The sequence below is a fragment of the Alteromonas sp. ABH2_165 genome, from assembly GCF_056159945.1.
In genome coordinates this window covers 14,887-39,950 of sequence record NZ_JBSWWF010000002.1, presented here as the reverse complement: position 1 = coordinate 39,950, position 25,064 = coordinate 14,887, and the positions used below count along the sequence as shown (strand labels likewise).

23 protein-coding genes are annotated in these 25,064 nt (G+C 45.9%); 6 read left to right on the top strand and 17 right to left on the bottom strand.

What is annotated here, in order from left to right; all coding sequences use genetic code 11:
• Window positions 1–637 precede the first annotated feature (637 nt).
• From ACXAFQ_RS04725 to rpmH, 9 genes are read right to left on the bottom strand one after another with little or no spacing between them, the layout of a single operon-like run.
• Entirely contained in the window at window positions 638–1,456 is an 819-nt protein-coding gene (locus tag ACXAFQ_RS04725; protein ID WP_474818475.1) for a DnaA ATPase domain-containing protein, read from the bottom strand.
• A 4-nt stretch (window positions 1,457–1,460) separates the two neighbouring features.
• Window positions 1,461–2,123, bottom strand: coding sequence for a DnaT-like ssDNA-binding domain-containing protein (locus ACXAFQ_RS04720; RefSeq protein ID WP_474818472.1), 663 nt, complete (start codon window positions 2,121–2,123; stop codon window positions 1,461–1,463).
• A 7-nt stretch (window positions 2,124–2,130) separates the two neighbouring features.
• Complete coding sequence (locus ACXAFQ_RS04715; RefSeq protein WP_474818471.1) at window positions 2,131–2,565, bottom strand: flavodoxin domain-containing protein; 435 nt, start codon at window positions 2,563–2,565, stop codon at window positions 2,131–2,133.
• A gap of 3 nt (window positions 2,566–2,568) precedes the next feature.
• Entirely contained in the window at window positions 2,569–3,957 is a 1,389-nt protein-coding gene (gene mnmE / locus ACXAFQ_RS04710) for a tRNA uridine-5-carboxymethylaminomethyl(34) synthesis GTPase MnmE (protein ID WP_474818468.1), read from the bottom strand.
• Window positions 3,958–3,959: 2 nt separating this feature from the next.
• Window positions 3,960–4,442 (bottom strand): YajQ family cyclic di-GMP-binding protein, encoded by a 483-nt coding sequence (locus tag ACXAFQ_RS04705; RefSeq protein ID WP_474818467.1) that lies wholly within the window; start codon window positions 4,440–4,442, stop codon window positions 3,960–3,962.
• Between the two features lie 59 nt (window positions 4,443–4,501).
• Entirely contained in the window at window positions 4,502–6,166 is a 1,665-nt protein-coding gene (gene yidC / locus ACXAFQ_RS04700) for a membrane protein insertase YidC (protein WP_474818464.1), read from the bottom strand.
• 10 nt (window positions 6,167–6,176) lie between these two features.
• The gene (gene yidD / locus ACXAFQ_RS04695; protein ID WP_283645667.1) at window positions 6,177–6,425 is read right to left on the bottom strand and encodes a membrane protein insertion efficiency factor YidD; all 249 of its coding nucleotides are present in this window, start codon (window positions 6,423–6,425) and stop codon (window positions 6,177–6,179) included.
• A complete protein-coding gene (rnpA, locus tag ACXAFQ_RS04690) occupies window positions 6,413–6,769 on the bottom strand; it encodes a ribonuclease P protein component (protein WP_283645666.1) in 357 nt (118 codons plus the stop codon). Before rnpA ends, yidD begins: the two co-directional genes overlap by 13 nt.
• 15 nt (window positions 6,770–6,784) lie before the next feature.
• Window positions 6,785–6,919, bottom strand: coding sequence for a 50S ribosomal protein L34 (rpmH, locus tag ACXAFQ_RS04685; protein WP_014290886.1), 135 nt, complete (start codon window positions 6,917–6,919; stop codon window positions 6,785–6,787).
• Window positions 6,920–7,539: 620 nt separating this feature from the next.
• Between rpmH and dnaA the strand changes: the two genes are divergently transcribed.
• From dnaA to gyrB, 4 genes are read left to right on the top strand one after another with little or no spacing between them, the layout of a single operon-like run.
• Window positions 7,540–9,084, top strand: coding sequence for a chromosomal replication initiator protein DnaA (dnaA, locus tag ACXAFQ_RS04680; protein WP_474818461.1), 1,545 nt, complete (start codon window positions 7,540–7,542; stop codon window positions 9,082–9,084).
• 32 nt (window positions 9,085–9,116) lie between these two features.
• Complete coding sequence (dnaN, locus tag ACXAFQ_RS04675; protein ID WP_474818460.1) at window positions 9,117–10,220, top strand: DNA polymerase III subunit beta; 1,104 nt, start codon at window positions 9,117–9,119, stop codon at window positions 10,218–10,220.
• A 54-nt stretch (window positions 10,221–10,274) separates the two neighbouring features.
• Complete coding sequence (recF, locus tag ACXAFQ_RS04670; RefSeq protein ID WP_474818459.1) at window positions 10,275–11,363, top strand: DNA replication/repair protein RecF; 1,089 nt, start codon at window positions 10,275–10,277, stop codon at window positions 11,361–11,363.
• A gap of 10 nt (window positions 11,364–11,373) precedes the next feature.
• A complete protein-coding gene (gyrB, locus tag ACXAFQ_RS04665) occupies window positions 11,374–13,794 on the top strand; it encodes a DNA topoisomerase (ATP-hydrolyzing) subunit B (RefSeq protein WP_474818458.1) in 2,421 nt (806 codons plus the stop codon).
• A 354-nt stretch (window positions 13,795–14,148) separates the two neighbouring features.
• Here the strand turns inward: gyrB and ACXAFQ_RS04660 are convergent, their stop codons facing one another.
• From ACXAFQ_RS04660 to glyQ, 3 genes are all read right to left on the bottom strand, one after another.
• Window positions 14,149–14,592: a hypothetical protein gene (locus tag ACXAFQ_RS04660; protein WP_474818457.1), complete on the bottom strand. Its 444-nt coding sequence runs from the start codon at window positions 14,590–14,592 to the stop codon at window positions 14,149–14,151.
• A gap of 71 nt (window positions 14,593–14,663) precedes the next feature.
• The gene (glyS, locus tag ACXAFQ_RS04655; RefSeq protein WP_474818456.1) at window positions 14,664–16,733 is read right to left on the bottom strand and encodes a glycine--tRNA ligase subunit beta; all 2,070 of its coding nucleotides are present in this window, start codon (window positions 16,731–16,733) and stop codon (window positions 14,664–14,666) included.
• 2 nt (window positions 16,734–16,735) lie between these two features.
• A complete protein-coding gene (gene glyQ / locus ACXAFQ_RS04650) occupies window positions 16,736–17,641 on the bottom strand; it encodes a glycine--tRNA ligase subunit alpha (protein ID WP_474818455.1) in 906 nt (301 codons plus the stop codon).
• 121 nt (window positions 17,642–17,762) lie between these two features.
• Between glyQ and ACXAFQ_RS04645 the strand changes: the two genes are divergently transcribed.
• Window positions 17,763–18,353 (top strand): DNA-3-methyladenine glycosylase I, encoded by a 591-nt coding sequence (locus ACXAFQ_RS04645; protein WP_474818454.1) that lies wholly within the window; start codon window positions 17,763–17,765, stop codon window positions 18,351–18,353.
• 20 nt (window positions 18,354–18,373) lie between these two features.
• On the opposite strand, the gene ACXAFQ_RS04640 is transcribed toward ACXAFQ_RS04645, so the two are convergent.
• The 4 genes from ACXAFQ_RS04640 to ACXAFQ_RS04625 all read right to left on the bottom strand — a co-directional run bounded on the left by ACXAFQ_RS04640 (window position 18,374) and on the right by ACXAFQ_RS04625 (window position 21,033).
• The gene (locus ACXAFQ_RS04640) at window positions 18,374–18,832 is read right to left on the bottom strand and encodes a DUF2489 domain-containing protein (protein WP_474818452.1); all 459 of its coding nucleotides are present in this window, start codon (window positions 18,830–18,832) and stop codon (window positions 18,374–18,376) included.
• Between the two features lie 13 nt (window positions 18,833–18,845).
• Window positions 18,846–19,352, bottom strand: coding sequence for a Der GTPase-activating protein YihI (yihI, locus tag ACXAFQ_RS04635; protein ID WP_474818450.1), 507 nt, complete (start codon window positions 19,350–19,352; stop codon window positions 18,846–18,848).
• A 49-nt stretch (window positions 19,353–19,401) separates the two neighbouring features.
• Complete coding sequence (locus ACXAFQ_RS04630) at window positions 19,402–20,049, bottom strand: class I SAM-dependent methyltransferase (RefSeq protein ID WP_474818449.1); 648 nt, start codon at window positions 20,047–20,049, stop codon at window positions 19,402–19,404.
• A gap of 360 nt (window positions 20,050–20,409) precedes the next feature.
• Complete coding sequence (locus ACXAFQ_RS04625; RefSeq protein WP_070124313.1) at window positions 20,410–21,033, bottom strand: c-type cytochrome; 624 nt, start codon at window positions 21,031–21,033, stop codon at window positions 20,410–20,412.
• A 177-nt stretch (window positions 21,034–21,210) separates the two neighbouring features.
• Between ACXAFQ_RS04625 and yihA the strand changes: the two genes are divergently transcribed.
• Window positions 21,211–21,822, top strand: coding sequence for a ribosome biogenesis GTP-binding protein YihA/YsxC (gene yihA, locus ACXAFQ_RS04620; RefSeq protein ID WP_474818446.1), 612 nt, complete (start codon window positions 21,211–21,213; stop codon window positions 21,820–21,822).
• Between the two features lie 412 nt (window positions 21,823–22,234).
• On the opposite strand, the gene polA is transcribed toward yihA, so the two are convergent.
• On the bottom strand, window positions 22,235–25,006 hold the full coding sequence (gene polA / locus ACXAFQ_RS04615) for a DNA polymerase I (RefSeq protein ID WP_474819241.1): 2,772 nt from the start codon (window positions 25,004–25,006) through the stop codon (window positions 22,235–22,237).
• Window positions 25,007–25,064: the final 58 nt, after the last annotated feature.

Sequence of the window (25,064 nt, the reverse complement as noted above, 5' to 3'; positions counted from 1 at the left end):
TAACACGGGGAATGTAATTAATCTGGTTTGTTCTAACATTGGTTAGTCTGTCAGAAAAAGGGCGCGTATTTTAGCTGACTTATTGGCTAATGAAAATGGTTAAATTTTCTGCAATCTGTTTTTAGTTTGGGTCTGCCTGGTGGCTTAAAGAAAATAAGATCTCTTTTAAGATCTTTATTTTTATATTTATTAGGATCGCGAAGATCTGTTAGTAAGTCACTTTTTGATCATGAGATCATGATCTTACAGAATTAATAACCGTGGTACAGAGGGGATCATAAGTACTCTGTGATCATGTGTATAACCGGGTATATTATCCACAGCGGGAAGTGGCTGAAAACTTATGCATTTTACGATCAGAGCTTATGCACAAAGGTTTAGGGGATCCTATCCACAAGGGTGATCAAGATGTGATCGTGTTGGGGATAAGTTGTCGAGAACGATCACTTTATGATCGTATGATCGTAGTGTTTTCGGGGGCTGATCGGGTGATCTTCCTGTGATTAGATCTTTTCCACATGATCGCTTTTTTCGATCCAAAAACGTTTATGTTGATAAATACATTATTTGTGGCCAAACGAAAAAAAGCCGGTGTGATGGACACCGGCTTTGATTTTTTTCACGGAAATTTTGTTATTTAGCGTACCTGATTAGGTTGATAACGCGGCTGGGGATTGTCTGCCGGGTTCTCATCATTAACCAATCCGTCACGACGACTAGGCCCTGAAAAGCGTACTTTATAGGTGTCGTATTCTTTTATTGATTCAAAGCAGTACTTGCCTAACGCCAGTTCGAGCTCTGTGAGATTGTGATTGGTGATCAAAATACAGTTCTTCTTATTCACCAAACGTTGTCTAAGTAAGTTTCCTAGCCAGCTCTGTTGATTTTTCTTTAGCATGGTTTCATTCACGCACACTTCATCTAAGATCAGCAGATCGACCTCTAGAAGCTCTTGATGGGCTTCACGGAAACGCTGTCCGATGTTGTCCTGGGAGCCAAAATCAAAAGAAAAATGACGCATTTCCATGAGTGTAGATAGCTGTCGGTACAACACGGTGATCTCGTATTGCTCAATGAGTTCATGGGCAATGGCACCAGCAATGTGTGATTTACCGCGGCCATAGTCACCGTAGAACAGCATCATGTGTGATCCTGCCTGACGCCATTCTCTATCGCTGTGAGCGGCAATAAAGGAGTGGGCGATGCTAACGGCTTCTATCACATCGTCACTGTCTTCTACCAGGTTAGCAAAGGTCCATCTCGGATTCAGATCAGAACGCCCGTGTAAGTCGCGGATACGTTTAATCTTGCTGTCTTGTTGCAACTGTCGAATTTCATCGTTAGCTTTGCGTTCGTACTCTTTTCGCAGCGTTTCGTAATCCTGATAGCCATCCTGCACCTCTGGTTTACCCATGGCGCGGGCAAGGGAATTCAGTTTGTCTTTTAATGATTGCATTGGATCAGCTCTTTTTCTGTGATGCGTATTTTTCCACCAGCTTTCTGGCATTATCGTCGGCTTCAATACCGGCTGCAACTGGAACGGTCTGTGTACCCACCTTTCGCGTTGTGGTATGGCCTACAGCTAATCGCTTACGTTTTACTGCATAGGCGAATTTCTGGGTCCATTGAAAATGGCTGAAAACCGCATCTGGACGGCCTAACCAATACGAGACAAACTCGCCGATATCTTCGTCATCAAACTTGCGATCGATGAGTCCGATGAGATTGGCCATTTCTTCAAAGAGAGCGGGATCGGGTCGCCAGCGTCCGTGGATCGCGGTGTATTGACGATGCAGGTGCGTAAAGTTGTCTTGGTTACCATTACATAATGGCAGTAAAAGACGTTGTCCGCTTAACGACGTTTCCAGCGTGTTGTCATCCTGAAGGGCAATCAGGCCAGCCTGTTCGAGTTCCCCGAGTAGGGCATTGATTTGTTGGCCGCGAGAATAGTCACCGTCTTCAGTGTTGTTGCCGTTAACTAAGTTGATCAGATATTTATAATTTACAGGTTCCGACAATGCAGAAGGCACATCAACGGTGGGTCGTAAACCGAGACAGTAGAGTACCCGGCTGTCATTTGACAACGAGGCAGTAAGCGCGTGAAATTCGGCTTCAGTAAACATGCGTTGTTCAGGAGTTCAATTGCTGTTCAAACCATTTTATCGCGACATCTTCTGGAATGGGATGATTGAGCACATCAATGTGCAGTGGTTCAGCGATGATTTTCGCGCCAGCAGCTTTTAAGCGCTTCTCCATTTCGATGGCGCCAAAACAATAGGTGTCATAGCTGCTATCGCCTAGTCCTACGATGTAGGCGTGCACCCCCGAAAGATCGGCCTCTTCCAGTGATTTGGCAAAAGCTTGAATATTTTCAGGTAATTCGCCCGCACCATGTGTAGACGTACAGATGAGCCATTTGCCTTCACATTTTAGCCCTGAGAGGTCTGGCTCAAATTGCAGTGTGGTTGTGAAACCCGCTTTCTGTGCAACTTGCTCAAGGGCTTCTGCGACATATTCTGAGGCACCGAGAACGGAACCGACCACAATAGATAAATGCTGAGACATGCGTTATTTACCAATACAAAAAGAAGAGAAAATCCGACCTAGCAGATCGTCGGAGGTGAATTCGCCGGTAATTTCAGTGAGCGCTTGGTGGGCTAATCGCAATTCTTCTGCGAGGAGTTCCCCTGCTAGGTTTGAGAGTAATTGTTGCTCACCATTGTCTACGTGTTCGGCTGCTTTGGCGAGGGCATCAAGGTGCCGACGTCGTGCAATAAATTGGCCTTCGGTGGTGGTGTCCAGACCCATGGTGTCTGCAAGGTGTTGCCGGAGTAAGTCTACGCCATCACCGGTGTTTGCTGATAAACCAATGACACTCACTTCTCCATGCTGCGTGTTTAACTGTTGGATACCTACCGTTTCTGACGACAAATCTGCTTTATTCCGAATAACGGTGGTTGGAATGTTTTCAGGCAGACGAGCCATAAATTCTGGCCAGATTTCGTAAGGATCAATAACAGCCGTGTCAGTACTGTCGACTACGAAAAGAACTCGATCGGCCTCGTCAATGGCTTTCCAAGCCCGTTCGATACCAATTTGTTCTACTTTGTCCGGACTTTCACGTAAGCCCGCGGTATCAATAATATGCACCGGCATACCGTTAATATCTATATGCTCTTTGAGCACATCTCTTGTGGTGCCGGCAATATCGGTAACAATTGCACTGTCGCGTCCTGCCAATGCATTTAGCAAACTGGATTTACCGGCGTTAGGTCGACCTGCAATGACTACTTGCATGCCCTCTCTCAGTAGGGAACCTTGCTTAGCTTTTTGCTGCACCTGATACAATGACTCGATAATTTGACGAAGATCGCCGGCTACCTTTCCGTCAGACAGAAAATCGATTTCTTCATCAGGAAAATCAATGGCGGCTTCCACATACATTCTTAAGTGGATGATCTCTTCTGATAACTGAGTGATGGTTTGTGAAAATTCACCCTGAAGTGAACGCAGCGCACTTTTTGCTGCCTGTTTAGAGCTGGCATCAATGAGATCGGCGATGGCTTCTGCTTGCGCCAGATCGAGTTTGTCGTTTAAGAATGCCTGTTCACTGAATTCTCCCGGTCTTGCCAGGCGCACATTGGCCGCATTGAGTACCGCATCAATGAGCATATCCATCACCACCTGACCGCCATGTCCTTGGATTTCCAGTACATCTTCGCCAGTAAACGAATTAGGCCCCTTAAAGAACAGCGCGATACCTTGATCGATAACCGTGTCATCTTGCCCCACAAAAGGGGTATAGCTGGCTACACGAGGCTTAAGCGGAGAAGGAACCAGCGCTTTAGCTACATCAAGGGCGGCCGGGCCGGATACCCGTACAATGCCCACGCCGCCACGACCGGGCGCGGTGGCTTGAGCTACGATAGTATCCTGAGAGGTGGTGAGTGAATTCATTATTAGTCTTTCATGTTCTTGAACTGAAATGGCTGGCCTAAGTCAGCGCCACGAACCAGCGAGATTACCTGTTGTAAGTCGTCGCGCTTCTTCCCGGTAACACGAAGCTGGTCGCCCTGGATAGCCGTTTGTACTTTGATCTTGGCATCTTTGATGAGTTTTACAATTTTCTTTGCGGTAGCCTGTTCTATACCTTCTTTAAACGCGATGACTTGGGTACAGGTTTTTCCGCGCTGGTCGTAATCTTTGACGTCGAGGATGCTGGTATCCAGATTGCGCTTAGAACAGGCGTTACGGAACATTGACTCTAGCTGTTGCAGCTGAAATTCACCCTCTGCCTTCATCACAACCGTTTTTTCTTTAAATTCGATGCTGGCTTCTACGCCACGAAAATCGAAACGGGTAGCAAGTTCACGGGTAGTGTTTTCCGTGGCATTACGGACTTCTTCAATGTTGATTTCGGATACGATATCGAAAGATGGCATGTTTGACCTCTTTATATATGAAACAGCCCGCAGAAGCGGGCTGTTTAAGATTAGATGAATTACTTGGATTTCAGCCCTTTCTTTTCCATGGCGGCGTAAATCAATTTCGCCTGGACAAGAGTAATGATGTTACTGACCAGCCAGTACAGCACCAGACCAGCTGGGAACCATAAGAAGAATACACTCATTGCCACTGGCATGAATTGCATGATCTTCTGCTGCATTGGGTCGGTCACCGTGGTTGGTTGCAGTTTTTGCAGTAACCACATGCTGGCACCGGTGAGTACTGGCAGTACAAAGTACGGGTCTTTCACAGACAGGTCAGTGATCCACAAGAAGAAATCTGCGTGGCGCAGTTCCACACTTTCCAGTAGTACCCAGTACAGTGCCAGGAAGATAGGCATCTGCAGGATAATTGGCAGACAGCCGCCCATCGGGTTTACTTTCTCTTTGCGGTACAGTTCCATCATTGCCTGAGACATCTTCTGGCGATCGTCACCGAAGCGGTCTTTCAGCTGCTGCATTTTAGGTGCAAGATTACGCATGCGCGCCATAGATTCGTACTGCTTCTTAGTCAGCGGGTACATTGCACCTTTCACCACAACGGTGATCAGAATGATTGCTACACCCCAGTTACCAACCAAGCTGTGCAGGAATTGCAGCAGGGCGAAAAGTGGTTTAGACAGCCACCACAGAATGCCGTAGTCCACTGTCAGATCCAAACCGTTAGCCAGACTTTCCAGGGTATCTTGATCTTTTGGTCCTAAATACAGTTCGGAACCAACGGTCACAGTGTCACCCGCATTAACGTTAACCGGTGTGCCGGTAAAACCTATGATGGCGTACTGATTTTGAACCAGTTTGGAATACAGATTATTCGTTTGTGACTGAGGCGGTACCCATGCAGCAACAAAGTAGTGCTCAAGCATACTGACCCAACCGCCAGCCGTAGAGACTTTCAGGTTTTTGTCTTCGATATCATCAAACGGATATTTTTCGTAACGGTCTTCATCAGTACCATACGCTGCACCGCGGTATGTCGGCATAAACATATTGCCACCGTCAGGCACTTGCGTGGTTTGCTTTAATTGCGCGTACTGTTGGAAAGTGGTCGTTTGCGATGAATTGTTCGCAATAGTGTAGGTTAAGGCAATGTCGTGGCTGCCTTTAGTGAAGTTGTAAGTTTTCGTTACCGCAACGCCATCTGCATTTTGCCAAGTTAATGGTACAGATAACGTATCACCTTGCATGACAAACTCTTGTTGTTCTGCATCGTAGCGAGGACGTCCAGAACGGTTAGCGTCAGGACCATCACGACCAACTAGCCCGCTTTGCGCAACATAGAGACCGTCTGCAGGGCGTAGCAGACTATAAGTTTCGGTTGATTCCTGCGTTAGCGGAAATTTTACCAGGTTCGCTTTGATAACATCGCCACCGACCAGATCAATTTGTAAATCCAGTGTGTCGGTCAGAACGTGAATCATGCGAGCTGCGTTCGGCTTTGCTTCTGGTGTCACACCCGGTACATCTTCGTTGGAAGAGGCGGGAATATCGTCGCTCATTGGCACGGATGAAGGTACACCCTCATTACCGGCTTCTACGCTGGCTTGTTCAGTCGCGGCGGGCTGAACGGGTTGGGGTCCATAATCTTTTTGCCATTGATCCCAAAGCAAGAAGCTTACGAGGGCAAGGCCGATTAGCAGAAAACTACGTTGCGATTCCATATAGGTCTCTTTATTCTGAGTGTTTATTATTCCGTGATTCCGGCACGGGATCTACTCCGCCCGGATTGAAAGGGTGGCATTTTAATATGCGTTTAATCGATAACCAACCGCCAATTAGCAATCCGTGCGAATTTAATGCTTCAATTGCATAATATGAGCAGGTTGGATGGAACCTGCAGCGTTGCCCGAGCATGGGTGAAATAAACCACTGATAGAATTTTACCAGTAGCAAGGGAAGGGCGATGGTTATTTTGCGCAGCGCTTTGCCAGTTTTTTCCATTGCTTGTCCAACATTGAAACAATTTCTTCATTGGTTAACTTATCAGCGCCAGATTTTCCGACAACGACAATATCAACTGCAGGAAGTTTGTGGCGTTGATGCCGGAAACTTTCTCTGATTAATCTTTTCAGCCGATTTCGGTCATGCGCTTTACGCACACGTTTTTTGGCAATAGTAATTCCAACACGTGGATGTGCTAACTGATTATGTCTGGCAAGTAATGTAAAAGCGGGAGATACAGCAGGGGTTGCGTCATTAAACACATGAGTAAAGTGGGAGGGAGTTAACAGACGTAACTCCCTGGAGAAATTATTTTCACCCACTTTAGGGTAGTACTCTTAAGCAGAAAGGCGAGCGCGACCTTTAGCACGGCGAGCTGCTAGTACTTTACGACCATTTTTAGTCGCCATACGAGCACGAAAACCGTGAGAACGCTTGCGCTTTAAGTTGCTCGGTTGAAATGTTCTTTTCATGACCAAAGTCTCACTTTTCTAGTTAAATTATCAGACGTTCAAAATAACGCACTTAATAACGAAACGTGGAGTTTGTCAGTAAGGTTGTTACGCCGCCCATCCAAAAAGGACGCTGAATTCTAGAGATCTCGCGGGCTGATGTCAATTGAAAACGCGATGATAGTGGATATTTTTTCGCTATCAAAGGAGAAATTTTGTTCAATCAATCGTTTTCACACTTGACCGACGAGTTAAAGTTGTGAATAACCTTGTCGGAACTATAATTTTATCCACAAGTCAAGCATTGATCGCGCCGGATCAGTAAGTTTTGTTGCGTGATCCTTCAACCTGATCAAGCGTACAGTGTTTTTATTTATAAATTTACTAAATTCATGAATAAATAAAATAAACAAATAATAACAATAATTTAAATGTTAGATCGTAGAGATCGAAAAAGATCAAGATTTACTTTACCCACAGAAGATCAGATAATCCACAGCGATCACAATTACAATACGATAAACACCGCTGTTACCCAGACTACATAGCTTAATTTCTTATTTTCAGATAAGGAATAGCTATTCTTTTCGTCTTTTTTCGCTACCTGGCGTCTGCAGCACCTTTTGGAGTCCGTTTTTATTATGTCTCTGTGGAATATGTGCCTAGAGCGCTTACGCCAGGAATTGCCGACTCAGCAGTTCAGCATGTGGATTCGTCCACTTACTGCGCAAGAAGAAGCTGGCGTGCTGACTTTATTTGCCCCAAACCGTTTTGTGCTGGATTGGGTAAGAGATAAGTACAGAGACAAGATAACTGAATTGTTCAACGAATTTCGTGGCGCTGATGCACCTCAGTTGCATCTTGATGTTGCTACGCGTTCTGTAAGACCAGCGCCTTCTGTTGCTTCTCGACCGCCAACGTCGAACCAACAACCTGCGCGTACGCCAACGCAGCCACCTGCATTTCAAGCCCCTGGTCAGTTTTCACACCAACAGGGCGATGCAACAGCGAATGTATCTTCTCATCATCATCAGGGGAGTCAGGCTGCAAGTCCATCAGCAGTGATGGCAGAACCTAAGCCTCAACAAAATCGCGATTATTCCAGTTCGGCTCAACCGCAACGGGCGGGCCCAAATGTGGTGCCTATTCCTGAGGCGATGAAGCACAAAAGTAATATTAATCCGACCTATCAATTTGATAACTTTGTTGAGGGTAAGTCGAACCAACTGGCTCGCGCCGCGGCCACCCAGGTGGCCAATAATCCTGGCGGCTCTTACAACCCGTTGTTTATCTATGGCGGTACCGGTTTAGGTAAAACGCACTTATTGCATGCAGTGGGGAACGGCATTATTGCTAATCGTCCCGGTGCAAAAATCGTGTACATGCATTCTGAGCGTTTTGTACAAGATATGGTAAAAGCACTACAGAATAATGCCATTGAAGATTTTAAGCGTTTTTATCGCTCTGTTGATGCACTGCTCATTGACGATATTCAATTTTTTGCGAATAAAGAGCGCTCACAAGAAGAGTTCTTTCACACCTTCAACGCGTTGTTGGAAGGTAATCAGCAAATTATTCTCACATCTGATCGCTATCCGAAAGAAATCGATGGTGTGGAGGATAGACTTAAATCCCGTTTTGGCTGGGGCTTAACTATTGCTATTGAACCGCCAGAGCTGGAAACGCGCGTTGCAATTTTGATGCGTAAAGCTGCTGAAAATAAAATCCACCTGCCGGATGAAGTCGCATTCTTTATTGCTAAGCGTTTACGGTCTAATGTGCGTGAGCTTGAAGGTGCATTGAACCGTGTAATTGCTAATGCGAATTTTACGGGTCGACCCATCACTATCGACTTTGTGCGCGAAGCACTACGTGACCTGTTAGCTTTACAGGAAAAATTGGTAACTGTTGATAACATCCAGAAAACTGTCGCGGATTATTATAAGATTAAGGTAGCTGACATTCTCTCTAAACGCAGAAGTCGAAGCGTAGCCAGACCACGTCAGGTTGCTATGGCCTTAGCGAAGGAATTGACCAACCATAGCTTGCCGGAATTGGGAAATGCTTTTGGTGGTCGCGACCATACAACGGTTCTGCACGCATGCCGAAAAATAGAGCAGCTTAGAGAGGAAAGTCATGATATAAAAGAGGACTACAAGAACCTGATAAGGACCTTGTCCTCATAAATCTTTGACATTCCAGGCAGGAAAGTAAATCAATGAAATTTACCATCAGTCGAGAAAAGTTTCTTCAACCTTTGCAGTTGGTATCTGGCGCTGTTGAGCGTCGACACACCTTACCCATTCTCTCTAATGTGTTAATTAAAGTTAGTGAAGGCGCACTCTGGCTGACTGGTACAGATCTAGAAGTCGAGCTGATTGCCAGCACGCAACTTGAAGGGGATTTCGAAGAAGGCGAAATCACCGTTCCAGCTAAAAAGCTCTTTGATATTATTCGCGGCATTGCGGATGGCACCTCGATTACTTTTACCCTTGATACAAGCAAAGCACTTATTCGTGCAGGTCGTGGTCGCTACACCTTATCAACCTTGTCGGCTGGCGATTATCCGAATTTGGAAGATTGGGAAGGTGAAGTTGAATTTGAAGTGTCTTCTTCAGACATTAAACGCCTGATAAACAGTACCCATTTCTCCATGGCGCAGCAGGATGTACGTTATTATCTGAACGGGATGTCCCTCGAGACCGAAGAAAATATTATTCGCACTGTTGCGACAGACGGGCACCGTCTTGCATTGTGTCGTTTAGAATACGGCGCAGCATCGCTGCCAGCGCGTCAGGTAATTATTCCGCGTAAAGGTGTTCTTGAGATCTCGCGTTTAATTGGTGATGAAGACAAATCTATTAAAGTACAAATTGGTGCTAATCACATCCGTCTTTTTTCAGCAGATTTTATCTTTACCAGTAAATTGGTAGATGGCCGTTTTCCTGATTACCGTCGTGTACTTCCACGTGATGGCGATAAGAATATCACTGCAAGCAAGGCAGTGCTGAAAGATGCATTTGCCCGGGCAGCGATTCTGTCTAATGAGAAATTCCGCGGTGTGCGGTTGAACCTTTCTAACGGTGAGCTAAAAATTACTGCTAATAACCCAGAGCAGGAAGAGGCCGAAGAAATCGTTGACGTTAACTATAGCGGTGATGATTTAGAAATCGGTTTTAATGTTGCGTATCTTATCGATGTTTTAAATGCCCTTACTACTGAAGAGGTGCAGCTTACATTATCTGATTCCAATTCGAGCGCACTTATTCAAAACGCGGGTGATGACTCAGCTCTTTATGTCATTATGCCTATGCGTCTGTAGACATTCTTCCGGTGCGGATACTGCACCGGATATTTTCCCTTCCGGATTTATTCTATGAAACTGGACCGTGTCCAGCTGACTGATTTTCGAAATATCAAAAGCGCAGATTTCAACCCCTCACGTTCGCTGTCACTAATCAGTGGCAAAAACGGCAGTGGTAAGTCGTCTCTTATTGAAGCGCTTTATTATCTTGGCTATGGTCGCTCATTTCGAACCAACAAGCACGAATCAGCAATTCAGCACACTGCCGAGCGTTTCAGTATTTTTACGCGTTGTATAGACGATGAAGGAGAGCAGTCTTCTGTTGGGTTGCAACGTAGTCGCCATGAACAATTTGTTTGTTCGATTGATGGCAATCATTCCCACCGTTTAGCTGATTTAGTTAGCCTGATCCCAGTTCAACTGTTCACACCGCAGAGCACAGATTTGATAATTGGTTCTCCTGGTGAGCGACGACGTTTCATCGACTGGGGGTTGTTCCACGTGGAACATCAATTCAATTTGATGTTTCAGACCTTTCAAAAACTGCTTAAAACCCGTAATACGCTACTTAAAAAGCAAGCTAATTTGGATTCGCCCGAGAATGCATACTGGGAGCAGCAATTTGTTATTGTAGGGGAGCACCTCAATACCCAACGAAAAGACTATGTAGGCCGCTTACAGCCAATATTTAATGCTATTTGTAGTGAATTTCTACCTGAGTTTTCTCTCGAAATCTCGTATTATAAGGGGTGGGAAAAAGGCGCCTCTTTGACAGATAGTTTGCTCCGCAAACGTGATTACGATAGCAAGGTAGGATATACCACATCCGGACCACATAAATCTGATCTACGCTTTAAGGTAGATGGAAACCTTGCACAAGAAATTCTATCAAGAGGCCAACTTAGAATGGCTGTCGCAGCATTACAGTTATCGCAGACAAAGCTGTTTCAACAGGAAACGCAAAGAAAGAGTATTTTCCTTCTTGATGATGTCGGCGCAGAATTAGATATAGATAAGCGAGAGCGGTTTATAGATGGGTTGATCGCAATGGATACACAATTGTTTGTTACAGCAATTGAACGCGAGCAACTCGAATTTATAGACAAATATGAAGACAAAAAAATGTTTCACGTGGAACATGGCCACGTGAAAGAGGAGTAAAGGTTAGACTATGTCAGAGCAAAATAACTACGACTCGTCCAGTATTAAAGTACTTAAGGGCTTGGACGCCGTACGTAAACGCCCGGGTATGTATATTGGTGATACAGACGATGGAACCGGCTTGCACCACATGGTTTTCGAAGTTGTAGATAACTCCATTGACGAAGCACTGGCAGGTCACTGCTCCGAAATCGTTATTCAGATTCATTCTGATGGTTCCGTTTCTGTATCAGATAACGGCCGTGGTATTCCTACTGCTATGCACCCGGAAGAGGGCGTGTCTGCAGCAGAAGTTATTATGACCGTACTGCATGCCGGCGGTAAGTTTGACGATAACTCTTATAAAGTTTCTGGTGGTTTACACGGTGTAGGTGTTTCTGTAGTAAACGCACTGTCCAGCAAACTGAAGCTGAAAATCCGACGTGAAGGCAAAGTTCACGAGCAGGAATATCAACATGGTGTTCCTCAGGAGCCGCTGGCAGTGACTGGCGATACAGACAAAACCGGTACCTCAGTACGTTTTTGGCCCAGTACCGATACCTTCACCGATACGTTGTTCCACTACGACATTCTGGCTAAACGTCTCCGTGAACTGTCATTTCTTAACTCTGGCGTATCTATCCGTCTCAAAGATGAGCGTGATGGTAAAGAAGATCACTTCATGTACGAGGGCGGGATTCAGGCTTTCGTTCAGTACCTGAACCAGAATAAAACACCCGTGCATCAGAAAGTATTTCATTTCAGCACAGAGCGTGAAGACGGCATTTCTGTTGAAGTGGCGATGCAGTGGAATGATGGTTTCCAGGAAAGCATATTCTGCTTTACCAACAACATACCTCAACGGGACGGCGGAACACACTTAGCGGGTTTCCGTGGTGCGTTGACGCGTACGCTGAATAACTATATGGAAAAAGAAGGCCTGAACAAAAAGGCCAAAACCAACGCGAGTGGTGATGATGCCCGCGAAGGTTTGACTGCTGTTATTTCGGTAAAAGTTCCAGACCCTAAGTTCTCATCACAGACTAAAGATAAACTGGTTTCTTCAGAAGTGAAGAATGCCGTTGAGTCTACAATGAACGAAAAACTGGCTGACTTCCTGCTTGAAAACCCTAACGAAAGTAAGATTATTGCTTCAAAGATTATCGATGCAGCCCGTGCCCGTGAAGCTGCACGAAGAGCCCGTGAAATGACCCGTCGTAAAGGCGCGCTCGACTTGGCTGGTCTTCCTGGCAAACTTGCTGACTGTCAGGAAAAAGATCCTGCACTGTCTGAACTGTACATCGTGGAGGGTGACTCTGCAGGTGGTTCCGCCAAGCAGGGGCGTAACAGAAAAAATCAGGCTATTCTGCCGTTGAAGGGTAAAATCCTGAACGTAGAAAAAGCCCGTTTCGATAAGATGCTATCTTCTCAGGAAGTCGCCACGCTTATCACTGCGTTGGGTTGTGGTATTGGGCGTGACGAATACGACCCGGAGAAACTGCGTTATCACAGTATCATTATCATGACCGATGCGGACGTAGACGGATCACACATTCGTACATTGCTACTCACGTTCTTCTATCGTCAGATGCCTGAAATCATCGAGCGTGGTTACGTTTATATTGCTCAACCACCGCTTTACAAAGTGAAGAAGGGTAAGCAAGAGCAATATTTGAAAGATGAAGATGCTCTAACTAATTATCTGACGAACATTGCTGTAGATGGTTCGGCGTTATTTACCAGCGAAGATGCCCCCGGAATTTCTGGTGTGGCTCTGGAAAATCTGGTTAAGCAGTACCAGTCAGTTGAGAAAATGATTAAGCGTATGCATCGTCTGATGCCGCCTGCGATTTTATATCGTCTCATTTATTCTCCAACATTAAGACACGAAGACCTTATGAGTGAATCGACACTCGATAGCGTTGCTGAGAGCTTCGTAAACAGTCTTAACGAGAAAGAGAATGATGGTGCCACGTATAGCTACGATATCTTGAAGGAAGAAGAAGGCAGTGAATTCTTCATTCAAATTACTATGCGTATGCACGGTATCGACTATAACTATAAGCTAAGCCAGGAGTTTATCGACTCTGCTGAGTACGCGAAAATCCGTGACCTCAATGAGTCAATTAACGATATGATGAACGACTCGGCATTCGTGCAACGTGGCGAGAAGAAGCAACCGGTGGAGTCATTCAAGGAAGCACTGGAATGGTTGATGAACGAAGCAAAACGCGGTCAGTATATTCAACGCTATAAAGGACTGGGTGAGATGAACCCAGACCAGCTTTGGGAAACTACCATGGACCCTGATAGCCGTCGTATGCTTCAGGTTACAGTTGAAGATGCGATTAACTGTGACCAGCTGTTTACTACGCTGATGGGAGACCAGGTTGAACCGCGTCGTGCCTTCATCGAAGCGAACGCACTGAAAGTTGAAAACCTGGATGTGTAGTTGATTACAATAAAATAATTTGTGAAAGGCGACTCAATGAGTCGCCTTTTTTTGTATGGGAAACAACTACCTCAAAGAGAGGTATTGCTTAGAAAATCGTGGTAATTTTTTCAAAAAGAAAAAGGGACGTGTCAGATGTAAATAAGGACATTGCCATGCTTAGAAAAATCACTTTCACTTTAGTTTGCCTTATTGGTATTGCAACGCCCATTGAAGCATCTCAACCATCCAACGCAACCGAAATAAATTGTTCGAAACGATGACCCGATTTTTGCGCTGACATCTGCTAGACGAAAAAAAGCCAGCTCAATAAGCTGACTTTTCACATTTATCGGCGCTCAGATAAATGGTGGATTAGGCTCTTGGCGTCACCAGTAGCATTACCTCACCACCGCTTGCGGGAGTGAAGGTAAATCGATACACACCGGTCTTTTGTGGCGTGAACTGCAGATTCTCTGAATCTGTACCACAAACCATGTAGAGCGGTTCTTGGTTAAGTACAACCTGACCACGATAACGGGCGCCACAGGTTTGGTCTGGTGTCCAGAAACCGTCAGACAGACGGAAATCATACGGTTGACCATCAGCAATTAAATCAACATCAACATACCAGCCTTGAGGGCCATCGGTTAACTGATATTTAGCGTTGGCTTCCCACCAGTTAAAAACACCGCGTAAATAGAGATCTTCAAATTTAATCTCAGGCGGATCCATTAGGCCAGGCAGGCTTACAACGCTGCGGCTACTACAGCCAGAGAGAAGGGCGACGAATAATAAAAAAGCGAACTTTTTAATCACTGTAACTCCATTAAAAAAATGCCCGACACAACTTGCCGGGCAATGCGCGTTATTGTGTGCAATACAGCAGGCTATTTGGCGAGAAGCGAAATATCTGCTGCTTTAAGAAATTGCTGTCTTAATACAGACAACAGCGCCAGACGGTTGTTCCGTACAGCGTCGTCTTCGGCCATAACCATCACGTTATCGAAGAAGCTATCTACGGCGTCGCGTAACGTAGCCAGAGCGCTTAATACCGCATTGTAATCAGATGACTCAACACCAGACTCAACTTCAGCTTTAACACTCTCCAGCGCTTTGTACAGGGCGATTTCGGCTGCTTCCTGTAACAAGGATGCATCGACAGCGTCAGAAATATCGCCATCTTGCTTAGCAAGGATATTGGCAACACGCTTATTACTAGCCGCGAGTGCTTCAGCTTCTTCACGGGCTTTAAACGCCGACACCGCTTCTACACGTGCAGCATAATCGGCTGGACGAGTAGGACGACGGGCAGCCACCGCTTGAATAACATCAATGCTAACACCTTGGTCTTGCAGTAACGCGACAAAACGTCCAAGCACGAAGTCTACAACCTGCGCCTGTGTTTCTGCGTTAGTCAGTTTATCACCATAAACGTCTACCGCTTTCGCAACCAGCGTATCTAAATCAAGCGCGAGATCTTTCTCAACAATAATACGAAGCACACCAATGGCAGCACGACGCAGTGCGAATGGGTCTTTATCGCCTTTTGGCAACTGACCAATACCAAAGATACCCACCAGCGTATCCAGCTTGTCTGCCAAAGAAACAGCAGCACTCACGCCAGATGCAGGGAGCGCATCGCCAGAGAAACGCGGCATGTATTGTTCATAAAGCGCATTGGCAACGTCAGCAGATTCGCCGTCGTTCAGCGCATAGTATTTGCCCATCACGCCCTGTACGTCAGGGAATTCCATGACCATTTGCGACATTAAGTCGGTTTTCGCGAGTAAACCTGCACGCGAAGCGGATTCCGCGTCGGCACCAATTTGGCCTGCAATAAAACCAGAGAGGGCTGCAATACGGTCAGATTTATCTTTCAGTGTACCGAGCTGCTTTTGGAACAGCACCGTCTCCAGGCTGGCAAGACGACTTTCTAACGTAGACTTCTTATCTGTGTTAAAGAAGAATTCTGCGTCAGCAAGGCGAGGGCGGATGACTTTTTCGTTCCCGGAGATCACCTGAATGGGATCTTGAGACTCAATGTTACTGACGAACAGGAAACGGTTGTCCAGCGCGCCTTCTGAGGTCAGCAGCGGGACGTATTTCTGGTCATCTTTCATGGTGTAAATGAGGGCTTCTTTTGGCACTTCCAGGAAAGCGGCTTCGAACGATGCCTGCATTACAACCGGCCATTCAACCAGTGACGCAATTTCTTCCAGTAAACTCTCGTCATAGTCAGCTTTTAAACCAAGCTCAGACGCTGCCTTTTCCAGTTCGTTTCGAATGTACTCGGTACGCTCTGAAAAGTCGGCATAAACATAATGCGACTTCATAGCGGCGGCGTAGTTATCAGCGTGATCAAGCTCAAAGGTGGCTTCGCCATGGAATCGATGCCCTTGAACAACACGGCTACTGGCTTTACCCAGTACGGTTAAAGGCAACAATTCTGCGCCGTAAAGGGCAGTAACCGTATGCACCGGACGAATAAACTGGGTTGTAGAATTACCCCAGCGCATGGCTTTAGGAATAGGCAATTTACCGATCGCTTGATTAACCAGGCCTTCAATGAGTGCGCTAATGTGCTGACCTTCAACACTGGCGCGATGAAGTAACCATTCCCCTTTATCGGTAACCATGCGTTCTGCTTCAGAAACGTCGATACCATTACCGCGGGCCCAGCCCATGGCGGCTTTCGTTGGATTGCCATCTGCATCAAACGCAGCAGAAACCGCAGGGCCGCGCTTCTCTACCACTTTATCCTGTTGTGATTCTGCAAGGTCGGAAACCGATACTGCTAGACGACGCGGTGCTGCAAACCAGTGAATTCCAGAATAAGCGAGTTCAGCATTATCCAAAGCCGTTTGTAAATTGTCGGCGAAACTTTGCCCCAACGCCTTCAGCGCTTTAGGAGGGAGTTCTTCAGTGCCAATTTCTACTAATAAATTCTCTGTGCGCACGATTACTGCTCCTTCTTACACATTGGGAAACCGAGAGCTTCACGCGCCTGGTAATAGCTTTCAGCACAGGCCTTAGCAAGTGTTCGTACGCGCAAGATATAACGTTGTCTTTCGGTGACTGAAATCGCATGACGGGCATCGAGCAAGTTAAAAGCATGAGACGCCTTCATAACCTGCTCGTAAGCGGGCAGAGGTAAATTCTTTTCAATTAACGATTGGCTGGCGGCTTCGCATTCATCGAATGTTTTGAACAGGAAATCCACATCAGCGTGCTCGAAGTTATACGCCGACTGCTCAACTTCGTTTTGATGGAACACATCACCGTAGGTCACTTTACCCATTGGGCCATCTGTCCACACCAGATCGTAAATGCTGTCGACGCCCTGAACGTACATGGCCAGGCGCTCTAAACCATAAGTGATTTCACCAGTAACCGGTTTACACTCAAGGCCACCTACTTGCTGGAAGTAAGTAAATTGAGTTACTTCCATACCGTTCAACCAGACTTCCCAACCAAGACCCCAGGCACCCAGGGTAGGTGATTCCCAGTTGTCTTCTACGAAACGAATATCGTGAACCAGCGGATCGAAACCCAGCTCTTTCAACGAGCCAAGGTATAGCTCCTGGATGTTGTCAGGAGAAGGCTTCAACATAACCTGAAACTGATAATAGTGCTGCAGACGATTGGGGTTGTCGCCATAACGACCATCGGTAGGGCGTCGGCAAGGTTGTACATAAGCACTGCTGATAGGCTCTGGCCCTAACGATCTTAAGAACGTCATCGGGTGGAAAGTACCGGCACCTACTTCCATATCAAGAGGCTGGATAATCACGCAACCTTGGCGTGCCCAGTAATCCTGCAGTGCGAGGATCAAACCCTGAAAGGTTTTAATATCGTATTTCTGCATGTTTGCTGCTTATAACTGACCAATGTAAAGGTGGAGTAGTATACAATTTGTCAGCAGCCGAATGTAGGCTGAATTCAATGAAAACTGATTAAAATACGCTTAATTTAGCAGGGAAACCGATATGAAAGTGACGACAGGTGTAAATCGCTGTGGCTGGGTCTCGGATGATACGGAATATCAGCTTTATCATGATACGCAATGGGGACGACCAGAATTGGATGATAAGGCACTGTTTGCCAAACTTTGCCTCGATGGACAACAGGCTGGCTTATCCTGGATTACGATTCTGAAAAAGCAGGCCAATTTTGAATCCGCTTTCCATAACTTTGAACCAGAACGGGTAGCAAAGATGACCGATGACGATGTTGAGCGACTTATGCAAAATACAGGAATTATTCGTAATCGTCTTAAAATAAAAAGCATCATTACCAACGCTCAGGCCTATTTAAACATTACTGAGCGCATGACTTTCAAAGACTACATCTGGCAGTTCACGGAACATAAAACCATTATTAACCAATGGCAAGACTATAAACAGGCACCGGTCAGTTCACCTGAATCGAAGCAGATGTCGAAAACACTTAAAAAAGACGGCTTTAAATTTGTGGGGGAAACGATTTGTTATGCCTACATGCAGGCGGTGGGAATGGTGAACGATCACACGGTGGAATGTCACTGTTACCAATCGTGCTGTGAACAGGCACGGCGGTAACAGTGAAGATAGACTGGCACTCAAGCGGTGTTCAGTTGTTGGCACCAGCGACTGATATCATCCAGTTCGGCTAACACCTTGGTCTCGTATTCAGATTCAATTTGTTCTCTGGCCACATCTTGCTTTCTTCGTTCTTTCAGTGGCAGTTTTCTGCGTTCGTCTAAAATCGCAAAGCCACTGATCTCTACATAGAGCGCGTAGATATGGGGGAACTTCGTTTTATACTCTGGCGGTGCTTCCAATGGCAGGGCATTAAGCAGCTTACAAATGCGAATGGCGCCTTCTGATAAATCACACTGTTGCTGTTGCATCGCTTTGCTGATAACAACAATACTTTCTGTGATTGTGTCTATCCGGCCATCTCTGGCAGCCTTCTGTCTCGCGTTCTGTTGCTTTAACAAAAACAGGAGCTTTCCGGCATAAAATCCAAGACCTAGAATAATCAGTAAACCTGCGACAATGGCGACAGTTAACCACATAGCACTTTACACCCTAGTCTTTGAATTCATCCATACTGATAGCATCCAGATGCTTCATCGGATCTTCGTCCTCTTCTTCATCGTCGCTGTCAGTAATACCCAGTAAATCACAAATAATACGGTGACGTGCCATTTTCTCGTCAACGTAAGCTTGTTCTGCCTTACTAATGGCAATACCGTCGTCGAGTTTATCGAGTAACGTTGCTAATCGGTTATCCGCTTCTAACGCGGCCAATTCGTCTGCTGGCGTGGCGTATTTTTTTACCACAGCTTTCGTTACCGGGGCTTTTATCAGCTCAATCGGCTTTTTACTGCCGTGGCGAGGATCTTTATTTCCTGAGGCGCGCTTCTCTTGCTTGGCCTTAGATTCAACTGCGTTTCTGCTACCCGCTTTGTTACCGGAGTGCTTCTTAGATTTTGCAGGTGAAGTGGTATTTTGTTTTTTCTTTTTATTGAAGTCAGGATCTTTCCTGACACCAATTAGCCCGACTTTACGGGTCTTTTTAGAACGAGACGACATAACTTTGTCTCCTGGTTAAACGATAATTGGGTGTAATTATACCGCGTATCTATGGATGCTTCTTCAACAATACAACGTCTTTGCTGCAAAGAGTGACAGAAAACCCGAATTCCCGACCAATATAGTCGAAGGTACGCGCTGAGAAAAATGACACATGTGTCATGTCATTCTTGTAATGCCAACTGACGAATTTCTCCGGACTTTCAACACGCTTGGTCATGATTGCCATCATGCCGCCTGGTTTTAGCAATGAAGTAAGCAACGTTAACTCTTCAATTGGTCTGTGAAAGTGCTCGATAGCTTCGGTACAGGAAATAAAATCGTAGTTCAGGTTAAGAACTGATTCGTCATTGGCATAAATAGGATCGTACCAGTGCATCGAAAAACCATGCTGTTTCAGCATATCGGCGAGTACCGGCGCAGGACCACAACCAAAATCTAATCCTGTAGCTGGAGGCGTGAGTTGTTCTGTTATTGGTGTGCACGCTCGGTTCAGAAACTGCCGGTAACCTTGATCATCAAAGCTGTTTTCGTGAAGGTCGTATTCGGCTTTCTCCTGACTTAAATCGGGCAAAAACTCCCTTGCCACAAATACCAAATCACATTGCTCACAGCGCAAATATCGACGCTTTTTATCTTCGTGATAGTGGTTAATTTGTTTTGAAAGACAGAGCGGACAAGTGTCAGAGTATTTCATTTACAGAGGCGTCCGGATTGGTTGGGGGAGGATTGGAAACAAGTTTAACAGGAGCCAAAAAGAAAAAAAGGTGATGGTCGAAACCATCACCTCGTTTATCAGTGTCTGATGACACCTCTCCCGTTATTGCACTTATGTGCAAGGGTGCTCCCCTTTTTTTTGTTTTTTACAGAGCTTATATTGTTTAAGGTCTTCCTGACGCTTTATCCAAATTCCTGGTCTGTTGATTTTTGTTATTGTTGTATTTCAGTTGGTGCTCTTTCAGGCAAAGCTCCAAACTTGAGCAGCTATACTACAGAACTGAGTTCAAAAAACAAGTGGTTATTTACAAATAATTAACAACCTTTGAAATACAAGTACTTAGTGTAGGCCTGCCAGGTAGTTCGACAGGATCTCAATGTCTTCGTCAGTAAGCTTCATGGCCACATCACGCATCATGCCGTTCATGTCGTTAGCCCGTTGGCCTTCCCGGAAGCTTTTTAGTTGGGCTGCGACGTAGTCAGTGTATTGACCACTAATATCGGGAAAGCCAGCTAACCCCATGCCATTCCCGTCTGGACCGTGGCAAGCACTGCAGGAGGGAATGCCACGTGATGCGTCACCACCGCGGTAAAGCGCTTGGCCTGCTTCGACGTAATTCTCTGGCGTTTGTCCGATTTTAGGATCTTGTGAAGAGAAATAGGCCGCTAAATCTGCCATGTCTTGTTCTGACAGGGCACCTGCCATTGGATTCATCACGGCGTTATTACGGCCTTCTGCGCCGCCCGTTTGCATCGCCAGTTTAAACTCTTTCAGTTGTTTTTCGATATAGCCTGCATGTTGCCCTGCGATTTTCGGATACATGGGGATCATGGCGTTGCCATCAGGACCGTGGCAAGCTGCACAGGTTACAGATTTTGCTTTTCCGGCTTCGGCATTTCCTTCTGCCAGAACAGTTCCGGTAAAACCTAATGCCACACAAACAACTAAACACAGTTTTTTCATAACTAATCTCTACAAAGGACCAAACGGCTTCGACGTTATACGTGATATCATATGTATCTTTACACATTTAACACGGCAGAAAAACTTATTCCATAATAAAACTATGGTTTTATGGCGATTTTCTGATAAGTGTCAAACAATTTATAATTAAGTCCAAAGTATAGACGGATATTAACAATGTCGTATTACACAAAAGCAAAGTTTCTCATGAGTGCGCCGGATATCCGCCATCTTAAACAGGATGAGGGCATCGAAGTGGCGTTTGCAGGCCGCTCGAATGCCGGGAAGTCCAGCGCATTAAACACGCTCACCAGACAAAAAAACCTGGCTAGAACCAGTAAAACGCCTGGTCGCACACAGTTAATTAATATCTTTGAACTTGACGAAAACCGCCGCCTGGTTGACTTACCTGGATACGGTTTTGCTCAGGTACCCTTAGAGATGAAAAAGAAATGGCAGGCATCGCTGGGTGAGTATTTGCAAAAGCGGAAAAGCCTACGTGGTCTGGTGGTGATGATGGATATCCGACACCCGTTTAAAGATCTCGATCAGGATTTAATTTTCTGGGCTGTTGATGCGGGACTTCCCGTATTAGCGTTATTGACGAAAGCTGATAAGTTAAAATCAGGTAAGCGAAAAGAAGCATTAATGTTTGCAAAAACGGCAGCACTGGCCTTCAATGGCGATGTGACGGTACAGACTTTCTCGTCGTTGAATAAGATTGGCGTGGGTGAAGCTGAAGCAATATTAAATAATTGGTTCGACCTGAATAAAAAAGAAGAAGAGTAGGTGGCAGCTGTAGGAGATAAATTTTTGCAGTCTTGAAAAGAAAAATCCCCATCCATTTGGACGGGGAAAAGGACTGAGAGAAAACACATAAAAACCGAAGATATAGAGTGCCCCATCCCGCCATTAGTTCAAATTAAATAGAAAAAAACGCGATTTTTTTCTATTTAATTTTTTCCTCTATATAAATCATAGTCTTACGATAAAGCTTTATCACTGAATTTCAGGCATAAAAAAGCCCCGGTAAAACTACCGGGGCCAAAGCAAAGGTTTGAAAACAGCTTTCTCACCTCTGTACCCTACATGCAATAGGGTACAACAGAATGCTGAAAAGGCAAGTTAAAATGTAATAAAATTACCAAATGTAGGCGATTGTAAGGATAAATACAGTAAATACTGTAAGCTACTTTCTGTTTTAGTGCGCTTCATCCCAATTTTCACCCACACCGGCTTCTACCTGGAGGGGAACAGATAAAGCAGCAGCCTGCTCCATCAGGGTTACAATTTTTGCCTTCATTTCGTCAACAACAGACTCGCGAATTTCAAATACCAGTTCGTCGTGTACCTGCATCATCATATACACATCATCGCCGGCTTCTTTTTGGATCCACTCATCCACTTTTAACATGGCCAGTTTAATGATGTCGGCTGCAGTACCTTGCATCGGTGCATTGATCGCTGCACGTTCGGCGCCCTTACGACGGGCCCCATTGCTGGCTTTAATGTCAGGTAAATAAAGACGACGGCCAAACACCGTTTCCACGTAGCCTTTCTCTTTCGCGTGTTCGCGGGTTTCATCCATGTAGCGAAGTACACCTGGATAACGTTCAAAATACAAATCCATATAGCTCTGTGCATCGTTACGCGGAATATTCAGTTGCCGAGATAAGCCGAACGCAGACATACCGTAAATCAAGCCAAAGTTAATCGCCTTTGCACTGCGGCGCTGATCGGCGGTAACGTCATCTAAAGGCGTATCGAATACTTCAGCTGCTGTTGCGCGGTGAATATCCTTTCCTTCAGAGAAGGCATCGAGTAAGCCTTTGTCTTTAGATAGGTGCGCCATAATACGCAGTTCGATTTGCGAGTAGTCGGCGGCTACAATTTTAAAGCCATCACGGGGGACAAATGCCTGACGCACCCGACGACCTTCTTCTGTACGAATTGGAATATTCTGCAGGTTTGGATCAGTTGAAGACAAACGTCCTGTCGCAGTGACTGCTTGATGATAAGAAGTATGCACGCGACCGGTACGATGATTAATCATCTTCGGGAGTTTATCCGTGTAGGTATTCTTCAGCTTGGTCAAGCCTCGGTATTCCATGATCATTTTTGGAATAGGGTACTCAAGCGCCAGTTCCTGTAACACTTCCTCGGAAGTAGAAGGCGCACCTTTAGGTGTCTTCTTGATGATAGGCAGTTCAAGCTTTTCAAACAGAATTTGCTGGAGCTGTTTGGTTGATCCCAGGTTAAAAGTCTCTCCGGCTGCATCGTGCACGCTGGCTTCCAGTTCTTTAATTCTGGTGGCGAGATCCTGACTTTGCTGATTCAACTTCTGCGAATCGATAAAAACGCCCAACTGTTCCATGCGGGATAGCACACTGGCAAGGGGCACTTCTACATCTAATAAGAGCGCTTTTAGCTCGTCATGTTCTTCCAGACGGGACCAAATTTCGTTATGAAGGCGAAGCGTAACATCGGCATCTTCTGCGGCATAGGGCGAGGCTTCATTCAGATCGATCTGATTAAAGGTTAACTGTTTGGCTCCTTTGCCCGCAATCTCTTCAAAGTGAATCGTTTTGTGATTCAAGTATGCCATCGCCAGAGAGTCCATGTCGTGACGAGTGGCGGTACTATTCAACACGTACGACTCTAGCATGGTATCGAAAGCAATGCCCTGCAGGTTGATATCATAATTCGCCAGTACATTCTTATCGTACTTTAGATGCTGACCCACTTTCTTGATGCTCTCCGATTCGAGAAGGGGCTTAAGTGCGCTTAACACGTGATTGCGATCGAGCTGTTCTGGTGCATCGGGATAATCATGGGCAACCGGAACATAAGCCGCCTCGCCGGGGGCGGTGCTAAAAGACACGCCGACGATTTCCGCTTCCATATAATCCAGACTGGTGGTTTCGGTATCAAACGCGAACAGCGGGGCGTCTTCGAGTTTCTTAAGCCAGGTATCGAACACTTCTTGTGTCGTTACCGTTTCGTAGTTGTCGCGATTAATATCAGAAAGAGAGGCCGGGGCGTCTTCGGTATCATCAGACTCAGCGATTGCTTCAGCCGATTCAGCCGCCGATTCGGAAGATACTTCAGAGAACCAGCGTTTAAATTCATATTCCGCAAACAGTTCAGCAAGTTTGCCGTTGTCTGCCTCTGTTGGGGTGAGGGTTTCTGGGGCAAAGTCCATTTCCACGTCTAACTTAATGGTGGCAAGCTCATAGGAAAGGCGAGCTTGTTCTTCGTACTCGGCCATTTTCGCTGCCATGGTTTTACTGCCGCGAAATGACAAGCCAGCAATATCATCAAGATGATTGTAGATATCATTAATGCCACCAATGCCGTTCAATAAGGCTTGCGCGCTTTTATCACCTACACCGGGCACGCCAGGAATGTTATCCACTTTGTCCCCTTTTAGGGCCAGGAAGTCGATGATCAATTCTGGTGGTACACCAAACTTCTCGTTTACGCCGGCGATGTCGGTGATCTGATTGTTCATTGTGTTTATCAACGTGACATGCTGGTTAACCAGCTGAGCCATATCTTTGTCACCGGTACTGATAAGCGTATCGATACCCTTTTCTGTCGCCTGTCGGGAGAGCGTACCAATCACATCATCGGCTTCAACGCCGTCTTCGATAATTATCGGTAAACCCATCGCGCGGATAATATCGTGCAGTGGGGCTATTTGAGAACGCAGCTCTTCCGGCATCGGCGGGCGATTAGCCTTATAGTCGGCATACATATCGTCACGAAAGGTTTTACCCTTTGCATCGAACACAACGGCTATGTGAGTAGGGTGGTATTGGCGGATCAAGCTTCTGAGCATGTTGATCACACCGTAAATGGCACCCGTATCCTGACCTTTGGAGTTGGTCAGAGGGGGCAAACCATGAAAAGCGCGGAACAGGTAAGAAGATCCATCAACAAGAATAAAAGGAGGCTTTTTGCTTTGGGACATAGAAAGGCTATCGCAGGCATCAATAATAAAGCATGCAGGATGCCACAGGCGGCGTCTT

Excerpts from the sequence above, each read along its gene's own strand:
- ACXAFQ_RS04725 (WP_474818475.1), bottom strand. The coding sequence starts at position 1,456 with ATGCAATCATTAAAAGACAAACTGAATTCCCTTGCCCGCGCCATGGGT.
- ACXAFQ_RS04720 (WP_474818472.1), bottom strand. The coding sequence starts at position 2,123 with ATGTTTACTGAAGCCGAATTTCACGCGCTTACTGCCTCGTTGTCAAAT.
- ACXAFQ_RS04715 (WP_474818471.1), bottom strand. The coding sequence starts at position 2,565 with ATGTCTCAGCATTTATCTATTGTGGTCGGTTCCGTTCTCGGTGCCTCA.
- mnmE (WP_474818468.1), bottom strand. The coding sequence starts at position 3,957 with ATGAATTCACTCACCACCTCTCAGGATACTATCGTAGCTCAAGCCACC.
- ACXAFQ_RS04705 (WP_474818467.1), bottom strand. The coding sequence starts at position 4,442 with ATGCCATCTTTCGATATCGTATCCGAAATCAACATTGAAGAAGTCCGT.
- yidC (WP_474818464.1), bottom strand. The coding sequence starts at position 6,166 with ATGGAATCGCAACGTAGTTTTCTGCTAATCGGCCTTGCCCTCGTAAGC.
- rpmH (WP_014290886.1), bottom strand. The coding sequence starts at position 6,919 with ATGAAAAGAACATTTCAACCGAGCAACTTAAAGCGCAAGCGTTCTCAC.
- dnaA (WP_474818461.1), top strand. The coding sequence starts at position 7,540 with ATGTCTCTGTGGAATATGTGCCTAGAGCGCTTACGCCAGGAATTGCCG.
- dnaN (WP_474818460.1), top strand. The coding sequence starts at position 9,117 with ATGAAATTTACCATCAGTCGAGAAAAGTTTCTTCAACCTTTGCAGTTG.
- recF (WP_474818459.1), top strand. The coding sequence starts at position 10,275 with ATGAAACTGGACCGTGTCCAGCTGACTGATTTTCGAAATATCAAAAGC.
- gyrB (WP_474818458.1), top strand. The coding sequence starts at position 11,374 with ATGTCAGAGCAAAATAACTACGACTCGTCCAGTATTAAAGTACTTAAG.
- glyQ (WP_474818455.1), bottom strand. The coding sequence starts at position 17,641 with ATGCAGAAATACGATATTAAAACCTTTCAGGGTTTGATCCTCGCACTG.
- ACXAFQ_RS04645 (WP_474818454.1), top strand. The coding sequence starts at position 17,763 with ATGAAAGTGACGACAGGTGTAAATCGCTGTGGCTGGGTCTCGGATGAT.
- ACXAFQ_RS04640 (WP_474818452.1), bottom strand. The coding sequence starts at position 18,832 with ATGTGGTTAACTGTCGCCATTGTCGCAGGTTTACTGATTATTCTAGGT.
- yihI (WP_474818450.1), bottom strand. The coding sequence starts at position 19,352 with ATGTCGTCTCGTTCTAAAAAGACCCGTAAAGTCGGGCTAATTGGTGTC.
- ACXAFQ_RS04630 (WP_474818449.1), bottom strand. The coding sequence starts at position 20,049 with ATGAAATACTCTGACACTTGTCCGCTCTGTCTTTCAAAACAAATTAAC.
- ACXAFQ_RS04625 (WP_070124313.1), bottom strand. The coding sequence starts at position 21,033 with ATGAAAAAACTGTGTTTAGTTGTTTGTGTGGCATTAGGTTTTACCGGA.
- yihA (WP_474818446.1), top strand. The coding sequence starts at position 21,211 with ATGTCGTATTACACAAAAGCAAAGTTTCTCATGAGTGCGCCGGATATC.
- polA (WP_474819241.1), bottom strand. The coding sequence starts at position 25,006 with ATGTCCCAAAGCAAAAAGCCTCCTTTTATTCTTGTTGATGGATCTTCT.